The 11,043-nt window shown below is 44.4% G+C and carries 8 protein-coding genes; 2 read left to right on the top strand and 6 right to left on the bottom strand.

The features are described 5' to 3' along the window. Window positions 1–17: 17 nt before the first annotated feature. On the top strand, window positions 18–908 hold the full coding sequence (locus NST40_RS25415; protein ID WP_081387613.1) for a carbohydrate ABC transporter permease: 891 nt from the start codon (window positions 18–20) through the stop codon (window positions 906–908). Between the two features lie 92 nt (window positions 909–1,000). Here the strand turns inward: NST40_RS25415 and NST40_RS25420 are convergent, their stop codons facing one another. Continuing rightward, window positions 1,001–2,131, bottom strand: a complete 1,131-nt coding sequence (locus tag NST40_RS25420; protein ID WP_076277611.1) for a homocysteine methyltransferase — start codon at window positions 2,129–2,131, stop codon at window positions 1,001–1,003. Window positions 2,132–2,772: 641 nt separating this feature from the next. Between NST40_RS25420 and NST40_RS25425 the strand changes: the two genes are divergently transcribed. Further along, window positions 2,773–3,600 (top strand): TerC family protein, encoded by an 828-nt coding sequence (locus NST40_RS25425; protein WP_036679597.1) that lies wholly within the window; start codon window positions 2,773–2,775, stop codon window positions 3,598–3,600. 78 nt (window positions 3,601–3,678) lie between these two features. On the opposite strand, the gene NST40_RS25430 is transcribed toward NST40_RS25425, so the two are convergent. From NST40_RS25430 to NST40_RS25450, 5 genes are all read right to left on the bottom strand, one after another. Then, on the bottom strand, window positions 3,679–5,340 hold the full coding sequence (locus NST40_RS25430) for a response regulator (RefSeq protein ID WP_076277612.1): 1,662 nt from the start codon (window positions 5,338–5,340) through the stop codon (window positions 3,679–3,681). Next, on the bottom strand, window positions 5,318–7,081 hold the full coding sequence (locus NST40_RS25435) for a histidine kinase (RefSeq protein ID WP_076218886.1): 1,764 nt from the start codon (window positions 7,079–7,081) through the stop codon (window positions 5,318–5,320). Before NST40_RS25435 ends, NST40_RS25430 begins: the two co-directional genes overlap by 23 nt. An 83-nt stretch (window positions 7,082–7,164) precedes the next feature. Then, complete coding sequence (locus tag NST40_RS25440) at window positions 7,165–8,052, bottom strand: carbohydrate ABC transporter permease (protein WP_038573097.1); 888 nt, start codon at window positions 8,050–8,052, stop codon at window positions 7,165–7,167. Window positions 8,053–8,071: 19 nt separating this feature from the next. Further along, window positions 8,072–8,977 carry an ABC transporter permease subunit gene (locus NST40_RS25445; protein ID WP_036679607.1) on the bottom strand — a complete coding sequence of 302 codons (906 nt, stop codon included), beginning with the start codon at window positions 8,975–8,977 and terminating at the stop codon, window positions 8,072–8,074. A 183-nt stretch (window positions 8,978–9,160) separates the two neighbouring features. Beyond that, window positions 9,161–10,813: an extracellular solute-binding protein gene (locus NST40_RS25450; RefSeq protein WP_076194604.1), complete on the bottom strand. Its 1,653-nt coding sequence runs from the start codon at window positions 10,811–10,813 to the stop codon at window positions 9,161–9,163. Window positions 10,814–11,043: the final 230 nt, after the last annotated feature.

The following is an 11,043-nucleotide window of genomic DNA, read 5'->3' on the forward strand; positions in this document are numbered from 1 at the left end:
TAACCGGAGGATATCCTATGAATAATTCCTTATCGCCTGCCGCTTCACCCCCTAAGCTAAACCTTCACAAACAAGAACGCAGAAAGCCTACAACAGGCAAAATCCTAATGATGGTGTTCCTGTGTATCATCGCGTTGATTCAGTTATTTCCGCTTATTTGGTTGATCGATTATTCCCTGCTCAAGAGCGGTGAGTTCTTTGGAAGCTCATTTCTGAAATGGCCCTCTCCACCCCAGTGGGAGAACTATCGAAACGCTTTTACCCACGGGCGTGTGCCACGTTATTTTGCCAACAGTCTTATCATTACAGTGATAACTGTTATGCTCTCTGCGCTGGTGTCCCTGATGATGGGATATGCGTTTACCCGGATGAAATGGAAGCTAAGTGGCATTGTCCTCTCTCTAATCATGTTAGGCATGATCATCCCGATTCACGCCACATTGCTGCCAAACTTCATTCTGTTTAACAAGCTTGGGATGCTGAACAATATGTATACATTGATTTTGCCTTACTCAGCCATTGTCATCCCCATGAGTGTCCTGATTATGACCGGGTTCCTGGAGACCATCCCACGGGCTATTGAAGAGTCCGCCGTTATTGATGGCAGTGGCATTTACGGGTTAATCTTCCGTATCATCCTGCCCATCACCAAACCCGCGCTGGCAACCATCTGTGTGCTCAACTTCATCAGCACTTGGAATGAATTCATTATGGCGAATACCTTCCTCACCTCGGAAGATCTTAAGACGATTCCCTTCTCCATTATGAAATTCACTGGTGAGTATTCATCCAACTATGGTGCACAGTTCGCGGTTATGACGATCATCGCTATCCCAACCATCCTGATCTACCTGCTCTTCACAGAACAGATGACCAAGGGAATTACCGCTGGAGCGGTTAAGGGCTAACACAATAAACTTAATCCTAACAACATTAAAAGGCTGACAAGACAGGTTTCATACCCGTCTTGTCAGCCTTTATTCATTCTTACTAATATCTCTTACGGTCGTTGCCAATCCTCCCTCAGCCATTCAACCAAGAGGAGCTCTGGCACATTCACTTTATTAACTTCGGCATAGTCTCTCACCCGTTCAAGCAAACGTCCCGCGGTTCCAGCACTAACCTCTAAACCATGTGCGTTCAGTACATGTATGATTCCACCACTTCCGGAATGTTTACCTAACACAAAATGATGTGCTCTCCCCACCTCTGTGGGATCAAAGGTCTGGTAGGTGGCTGTTTCTTTCAACAAACCGTCAACATGTATCCCAGATTCATGTGTGAAGGCGAGTGATCCGACGATTGGTTTGGCATCGCCGACACTTCGGCCCGAGGCTGTGATCACCCTATCCGCCAGCCCTTTCAAACACTCCGGACGTACGCTGCTCTCCCCGCCATAAAGATAACGCCAAGCCATCACTACTTCTTCCATTGCTGCATTCCCGGTACGTTCACCAATCCCTGCTACCGTAGTGCTTGCCCAGACCGCACCCGCGGCAATACCGCTAAGTGTGTTTGCAGCCGCAAGACCAAAATCATTGTGGCAGTGTACCTCAAGCTCTACATCTACAGGAACAGCACTAAGTAATGTGCTTACCCGCTCTGCCATTTGACCCGGATGATGAGCAGATACCGTATCTGCATAACGGAACCAACGAATGCCTTCTCTATATAATGTATTTACCAGTTCAACCAAGTACTCCATACTTGCCCTTGAAGAGTCCTCCATCCCCACCGACACAGTCATTCCTAGCCGTTGACCATATTCCGTCGCATGCAGTAATCTTGTCAGACCTTTGGCAGGTGTTAAACCTAGCTTACCTTGTAATTGAATTTCCGAGACAGGGATCGATACATGACTCCAGTTCACACCCGTCGCCCAAGCTTTGTCGATATCACTTTCCAAAGCCCGATTCCAAGTCATCATCTTCATAGGTAGACCTAAATCAGCGATAGCCGCAATATCTTCTTGCTCTTGCTTGCCCATGGCAGGAATTCCTACCTCTGCTTGCTCCACTCCGCATTCCGACAGCAACCTTGCGATTTCCAGCTTTTCTTCCCTCGTGAATGAAACTCCAGCCGCCTGTTCACCATCCCTAAGTGTCGTATCGCATAGCCTGAGACTTTTCACGGTTTACCTTCCTCTCCGCAGCAAGTGCAATTCGGATTACGGGTAATATGGACGCTGTAACAGGCGAAGTCGAGTGAATTGAAGCGATGCATTACGCCCGCATAAGTCGTCCCTACCCTTGTAACCCATTTTACGGCTTCCAACGCAGCCAGACAACCCGCAATTCCGGAGGTTTACATTACAATTAAGATTTCTATGTAAGGTTATATAACCTGTTCAGCTCTAATTCCGTTTTCACTTTGTTTATTTACACTTAATTCTGAGCACTATGTCATGTTTCTAGGCCAAATTCTAGATTATAAATAGATATAATCCCATTTATTTCTGCAACTTTTATTGACAATGACTTTCATCTCGTATATGATCTCTTTAGGCAAGAACACATTGAATAATCTTAAAAATTTAATATATCCCGTAAAGGGGAGTAGCTGTTAAATAAAGTCGTCAATACGAGAATATGAGGATATTCTCCGGCTTTATTGGCAATTCACATTGTTAGCGAGACCTTTACCAATCAGGTTAGACCTTTATTCCAAAGGCTAATCTGTTTGGTAAAGGTCTTTTTTATATAAATTTGGTTAAAATGGTAGGGTAGATATCTTTTGGTAGATATTTGCATTCAAAAAGGGAGGACAACAGTAATGGATTGGGGATTATTATTAGAGTACGGTTGGGTATTGCTTGTTCTGGTAGCACTAGAGGGACTACTCGCCGCAGATAACGCATTGGTATTGGCAATTATGGTTAAGCACCTTCCTGATGAGGAAAGAAAAAAAGCGTTGTTTTACGGATTAGCGGGGGCCTTCGTGTTCCGATTCGGTTCGCTATTTGTCATCTCCTATCTGGTCGATATCTGGCAAGTACAAGCCATCGGCGCGATTTATTTATTATTTATCGCGGGTAATCATATTTTCCGAAAACTGTTGTTTAAGAAACCTGTCACAGATGAAGCTGCTGAAAGCGGCACTGACGGTGCGGTCAATAAAAAGAAATCCAGCTTTTGGTTTACTGTTCTGAAGGTAGAAGTTGCTGACATCGCCTTCGCGGTCGATTCCATCCTAGCCGCAGTTGCACTCGCGGTTGCTCTTCCTGCAAGTGGTCTTCCAAAAATCGGAGGCCTTGATGGCGGACAATTCCTCGTCATCTTTGCCGGTGGATTTATCGGTCTGGTCATTATGCGTTTCGCAGCTTCCTTCTTCGTTAAGTTGCTGCATTCCCGTCCAGGACTTGAAATTGCAGCCTTCTTTATCGTAGGTTGGGTGGGTGTTAAGCTCTCAGTCATTACATTGGCGCACCCTTCACTTGGTGTTCTGTCCGAAGATTTCGCTCATAGTACCTGGTGGAAAGCCACCTTCTACGTTGTGCTCGTACTCATCGCTGTAATCGGCTGGTTTATGAGTAGCCACAAGGTTGAAGAGAATGTTGGCGAGAATCCGGTTCGAGAAGTAGACAAACAACTCGGTAAGTAATCGTTAAAATACAGCCACAAACCATACCCCGAAAGATGCACCTTCTGAACAGGTGTCCGTCTTTCGGGGTATTGCTATTTATCCTCGTTTTTGCTCTCGATATTCCTGCGGCGTACAGCCAACGGTTTTTTTGAAGAATCGAAAAAAATAGTGCTGATCACTAAACCCGAGCTGGCCGGAGATCTCGTGCATTTTTAGAGCAGTTCCAAGCAGCAGCTCCTTACTCAGCTCCACTTTTTTCTCCAGAATATAATCAGAAATCCCCTTCCCTGTCGTTCTTTTATACCAGCGTGACAGATAGGACGGATTAAGTGAGACTTCCTGCGCAATCCGGGTTAAGGATAAATCATCGGCCAGATGGGATTTAATATATTGGTGGATCATGGACAGGATATTCGATTCATCATGTTTATAGGTAGCGCTTCTGTTCGAGATAATCCATTCAAAAAACGTGTGATAAAAAGAGATGACATCCGACCAGTGTGTATTGATATTAAAATATAACATGCGTGATAAATTCATACCGCTATGTGCTTTTTCCGTTAAACCTAACTCTTGTAAAGTCTGCAGCAGGGTGTTGCTGATCCCAGACAGTAATCTTAATCTCAAAAAAGGATCCTCCGGCCCACCTTCCCCCGAGAGCTCCACCCATTTGCGAAAAGATGTGCCCCAATCGAGATCACCTTCAAGCAGCCGTTGTTTTAAATAGTCGAGCAGTAGTTCCGCTGTTGCATTTCGATTATGCATAGAACCTGGACTTGGGCTCACTTCCTTGGTATTTATCCTCAGCAGCTTTTCCATCCCAAGTCCGGGGCTATCAAAAATGGCTAATCGTAAACGGTTCAAGGCATAGTTCAGCTCATGCCAATGCACTTCCTGATCACTAGCGATAATAGACACAGATAGTTGCAGACATTTGCCACAGGCTTGCTGAACGGATTCCATTGTTCCGTGGACGAAGCGGAGCGTTTTTAACCAGAGCTCTTCTTCCTTGATTGAGGATACACTTTCACTTTTAGGCTGAACAAAACAAGCTATCGTCCCCGGATCCAGATCCACAGCCTTAACTTCAACCTTGTCGCTGAGCAGCTCCTCCGCAATATTGGCTACCGCATAACGAATTAAGCTCCGGTCAGAAGCCGTTTCATAATTTCGCCAAGCCTCCATTCGCAGAATAATAGGCAGGACGGGTCCATCCGCGTTGAACGGGAGCTGAATGGCGTCGAATTCAACCTGCAAGCTCTGCCGGTCTATCCGTTCGGTGCGTCTTAGAATATCGTGTAATAATTGCTGCTGTAACTGGGGCAGCGCGCGCGGGAGCTTGTCGCGAAGCCACTGGCTTTTATAGAAATAATCCTCTTCTGAAGATATTTTCTCCAAAGTCAGCTCCACAGCGGCACGAATTTTATCCATCCCCTCTGTCTTCAATAAATAGTCAACTACACATGGATTTCGGATCGCCTGATGGGCAAAATCGAATTCATTATGTCCTGTCAGCAGAATTACTTTACAACGTGGCCAGCGGTCGACAATTTCCTGAATTAACGCCATTCCATCCATACCCGGCATACAGATGTCACTAAGCACAATATCTATTTTTACGGTATTAAGCCAGTCTATGGCATGATCCGCTGAATGAACCTTTATGATCTCCAAATCTTTAAAATCTGCCTTTACAAAAAATTCGTACAGCCCATCCAAAATATTAGGCTCATCATCAACTATCATCATTCGTTGCATCCTGCACGTCCCCTTTAAGCGGTAAATTGACTCTTACACAAAGTCCGCCCAAACAACTTCTCTCTGCCATCAAGCCATAAGGGGAACCAAATTTGATCCTCAATCTCTGATTCACATTTAATAAACCCGTGATTTCCCCCTGAATGGCATTCTGCTCGGAGAACTGGCGCTGCAAGAGATTTAACTTGTCCTCACTAAGTGAGTCACCGTTATCTTCTATTATAATAGTCAGCGTATGCTCAACTTTTTCATAACTCATTTTTAATAGGCCATTGCTGCTTTTTTGCTTAAGCCCATGCTCGAATACATTTTCAATAATGGGCTGTAGGAGAACCCGTGGGACTTTGATGTCCCGGCAATCCGCTGCAATCTCATCTACCTCAGCTCTAATTCTCGCGCCAAAACGAATCCGCTGTATAGCCAGATAGACCAAAGCATGCTCCTGCTCTTGCTGCAAAGTAACCTCCTGGGCGGAATCCCGGGTCATGTACCGAAAATATTGCCCTAAATAATCAGAGAACTCCTTGATCAGCTCTACATTTTCCACCTCAGCCATCTGTTTTATGCTAAATAGACTGTTGTAGAGAAAATGAGGGGTGATCTGCGATTGTAAATGTTTAAGCTCCGCTTCCCCTGTCCGGATACGCTGCACGTAGTTCTCATCGATTAACGTATTCAGATGCTTAAGCATCTCATTGAAACGAGAATATAGATACCCAAACTCATCCCTGCGGGAGTGAGTAATAAAGATCCCCGTCTGCCCCTGCTCCGCTTTCTTAAACCCTCTGATAAGAATAGACATCGGGCGATGAATCATCCTGTACGTCCATAAAGAGAACAAGATAATGATCACTATCGAGACAACGAACAACAACCATAGCAACAATGAGTAGACATGAATCGGTTTCATGAGCACCGTATTGGGAATATTTGCGGTCAGCCTAAAGTTATTGCTGTGATCGTAGAGCGAATAGTAAAAAGAATTATCAAAACGATACCGCTGCACACTTACAGTCTCTTCACTATTTAGAGGTTTCTCTATGGGGAACAACCTAGGCTTCTGGTCAGAAGTTGATATCACATAATCGTTATTGCCGAAGGCTAACGTAATATCGCTCCCCCCTGATACCGCAAATTCTTTCAAACGCAACTCAAGCTCAGGTGAGGAAAGCTTCACTCCCAGCAAAAAATTAGGTGAAAGATTACGATCCAGATTATAGGGATTACTGCGCAGTAAATATAACTCGTCTTCGTATTTAGATAAAGCACCCTTCAGATTACCCATAGTGGCCAGCAGACTTTGCCATTCCTCGTTGGTGACATCCCTAACCCCCACCGCAGCGCTAACCCGCTTATTAATTTCCGGTACATAATACACAACATCACTAATATAAGGACTGGTTTCTTTGATTTGTTTTAGCTTGGTGTATATATTGTTCAGATTAGAATCCACTTCGTACCGGCTCATAATTGGAATACGGGTACTGAAAGTAGCCAGCGTTTCATCCTGAGAGTACTCCGTGACTAAGCCCGTTATCCGTTGCAGCTCAAATTCAAGATGGCTGTAGTAAAAATGAACCTTCGATTCGTTCGCCCTCTCCACTTCAGCTTGCATTTGGTTGGAGCTATAGTAGGTAATAGATATACTCAGCGCGCAGAGTGGAAGCATGACCAATAGGAAAGCTCCGATCAGCTTGATCACAATGGAATCGGGGTTCCACCCGATGGAGAATGATTTCATTGGAATTTTCTCCCTCTTCTATCGAATAATAATAAAGAAGGAGCCATGTTCAGGCTCCTTCTTATTTTTAGGTCCAGTCCAGTTTAACCCTTTACACTACCCACGACTAGTCCATGCACAAAATATCTTTGCAGGAACGGATAAATCGCCAGGATCGGAATGATAGACAAGAAGATCTGGGAGGCTTGCGTTGTACGGTCTGAGATTTGGTTTAATAACGCAGCTTGTTCAAAAGTAATATTTTCGGTCTGGATCGATACCTGCTGAAGTATGGATTGTAAATAGGTGGCCAGCGGATAATGTTCCGGGCTTCTCATATAAATCATGCCATCGAACCATGCATTCCAGTGACCTACCAAAGCGAACAACGTAATGGTCGCAATACTTGGCATAGATACCGGCAGGTACACACTCCATAACGTGCGTAAGTGTCCCGCGCCATCCATCCATGCGGCTTCCTCCAATTCTTTGGGCAAACCTCTGAAGAAATTGAGCATAAGCAGAACATTAAAGATCGGCACCGCGCCCGGTATAACAAGCGACCAGATGCTATCCAGCAGCCCCATTTCTTTTACAATTAAATAGCCAGGAATCAGACCCCCGCTGAAGAGCATCGTGAACACAAAAATCCAGGCATACACGGTCCGTGAGCGGAAGGACTTTGCCTCTTTAGACAGCGGATAAGCTACTAGAATCGTAAACAACAAGTTAACGGATACCCCAAGCACTACCCGGAGCAGACTAGTTCCGAAGGAGTGAATGAACTGGTTGTTCTGAAGGATATATTTATAGGAAGAAAGTGTGAAATCCACAGGCCAGAAGGTTACGCTACCCGCGTTAACAGCTGCGCTGGAGCTGAAGGAGATCGCCAGAATATTCACGATTGGAAAAAGACAAAGCACCGCGAGCAAAGTCAGAAATACATAATTGCAGCGGAGAAACCAACGATAAGCAGTTGAAGTATGGTGCATTTAGTCCACTCCTTTCTCTCTAAAAAATCCGATATTTAGCAAAACGATACGCCAGATAATAACCCAGCCCGATAAATACGAAGGAAACTACCGATTTTATCAATCCTAGTGCGGTCGATACAGAGTACTGAGCATCCTGTAGACCAATTCGGTAAATCATCGTGTCCAAAATATCACCTGATTCATACACTAGCGGATTGTACAGGTTGAACACTTGGTCAAATCCCCCGTTCAGGACGTTGCCAAGGCTGAGTGTAAGCATCAGGATCATAATCGGGCGAATACCCGGAAGCGTAATATGCCAGGTCTGCTTCCATCTTCCGGCACCATCGATTACAGCAGCTTCATAAAGAGAGGAGTCAATGCTGGTTAAAGCCGCCAAATAAATAATCGTCCCGAATCCAAACTCCTTCCATTGATCTGTGATCACTAGTACGTATGGGAACCAGCTATTGTCCGCTAGAAATTGAATAGGCTGCATGCCTAGTGCTTTTAAAAGCATGTTGACAATCCCGCTGCTCGGAGACAGTACATCTACGATAATCCCGCCCAAGATAACCCATGAGAAAAAGTGCGGCATATAAATAATCGTCTGAATCGAACGTTTGAAGCCGTTTACACGAACCTCATTAAGCAATAAAGCCGCTATAACTGGCACGGTCAGCCCAGCAATAATTTTCATGACGGAGATAAATACAGTATTCCATACGACCTGACCAAAACCGGGAAGCTCAAACAAATAACGAAAGTTTTCGAGCCCTGTCCAGTTCATATTCTTAAACCCTGAAATCGGGGAAAAATTCTGGAAGGCAATTACAAGGCCAGCCATCGGAATATAACTAAAAATAATGATTACTATTAAGGCAGGTAAAATCATTAAATGGAGCGGAATATTACGTAGAAATTGCTTAGTATTAAAGTGCATATGCTTTCTCCTCCTTGTATCTCAATTATAGAGCAGCCCCAAATTGCCTTAATAGTGTAGCGTATTGACTTTAAGTATCTTTTGTTGACCTGGTTATCGAACCGAATAGCTGTTCAGCCAAAAAAAGAACTGCCCGTTTGTCATTATCATGACTAGGGGCAGTCCTCTTCTGCGTCGTTTTTACTAGTTTGCTTTTACGATATCATTTACTTCTTTCGTTATTTGATCTCCACCGAGCTTTTTCCAGTTGGCTACGAATTTGTCGAATTCATCGATAGGAAGACTTCCGTAAATGATTTTGACAAAGGTCTCTGCACGCAGTTTATCCAAGGTAGCCGCTTTGCTGTTCATCGTTTTAGTTGGGGCATAAATGAACTCATTCATCAACACCAAGTCATTGTCGCGGTAGTGTTTGATAACCGATTGTGAGCTAAGCGGCCCAAAGATCCGTTCCATATGCCATTTATCAAGATCTCCACCGCGGTAGCTTTGAATATCATCATAGAATAATTTAGCTTCAAGGCCCATGTTTGAGGTATCTCCCGATTCAAGGGCTTTTTCCACTTCATCCTGTGCCTTTACATTTTTGTTCGGTGGCAGGTTGGATACAACCGCGTTTTGGAAGCCCAGACCTGTGTCCCCGTTCAAATATTTTGCCCGTTCTGTTTTAGCGGACTCCCCAAACATTTTCTCTGCTTGGAAGTTAAGCAGCTTGATCAATGCCTCCGGATGCTCGTAGCCCTTACGGACCGCGAATACGCCTCCAATCGTAAGATGGTTTTGGGTTTTGGCAGGTTGGTCATCAATAGATTGTACTGGATAAGGCACCCAGTTAACATTTTGATCCTTTTTAATCATGTCCTTTACTTGGAAAGGGGCCCATTGCGGCAAAAATAACATACCGGATTTACCAGCATTCACATCCTCCATCGCTTTGGCAAAGTCTTTTACCCCAAACTCTGGATCAATGACTCCTTCCTTATACAATCTTTGCAGCTCCGCAAGTCCAGCCTTTACCTCCGGTTGAATCGTACCATTCACAACCTCGCCATCGGCGTTTTTGATCCAAGTTTCCAGGTAAGCATGGTACCCGAGTAGAAACGCATTGATTGGCAAGTCCTTGTTCAACGAAATGCCGTAAGTATCCTGTTTGCCATTTCCGTCTGGATCTTTAAATGTAAAGTCTTCTGCAATCTTAATAATATCCTGCATGGATGTTGGCTCTGCCAGATTCAGCTTGTCCATCCAGTCTTTTCGAATCCATATCATATCAGAGGAATCCAGCGAACCCGGGAAGCTTACCATCGCCATCAGTTTTCCATCTTTCGTAACCGGCTTTAGCCCTGCTCCGTCCTCTTCTGCGTAATATTCTTTGACAAGATCCGAAGCATATTTATCAAATACCCCGGTCAAATCCTCCAACATGCCAGCTTCATAAAGCTGCTCAAATTGCACCGTGGACACCTTTAACAAATCAGGCAAATCCCCGCTCGCCAAGGTAACGTTCATTTTATCGTTATAGTTGGCATCAGCCACAATCCAGTCATAGGACACTTTAATCCCAAGCTCTTCCTCGTATCCTCTGGTCCAGATGTTATTGGAATGTGTATCGCCCTGCGCCAACGTCTCTTTGCCTGTTTCGTTCATCGTGGAGCGAAGTTTGATCGGCGGATCATATTTGGTTAAAGGGCCGCCTTCCATTTCCGTTTGCGCACTAGTGTTTCCCTCTGCGGTACTACTACTGTTTCCACTATTATTGCTGGAGCAACCACTGAAAACTAATGATAAAACAATGGCCGATGCCATTAAAGGCAAGCCTTTAATCTTTCTTTTCATCTATTGAACCTCCCTTATTTTCTATATCCTAATTGTAAGAAGAAAGCGTTAACACAGCGAGTGTGAACCGTTTACATTCGGTATCTTTTCTTTACCTATTCATGTTCGCCTAACAAAGCTCCGCTTTAGGGTCACTCTGATTATCATAATACTGTGAGTTTGTAAGTGTCTACGTATTGGTAATTAATTACACAAAAAAGAGGCTGATCCTTATGCTATCCCTTAAGAAT

Origin of the sequence: Paenibacillus sp. FSL R10-2778, assembly GCF_038593035.1 — a bacterium.
In the GTDB taxonomy this organism is placed as follows: domain Bacteria; phylum Bacillota; class Bacilli; order Paenibacillales; family Paenibacillaceae; genus Paenibacillus_AQ; species Paenibacillus_AQ odorifer.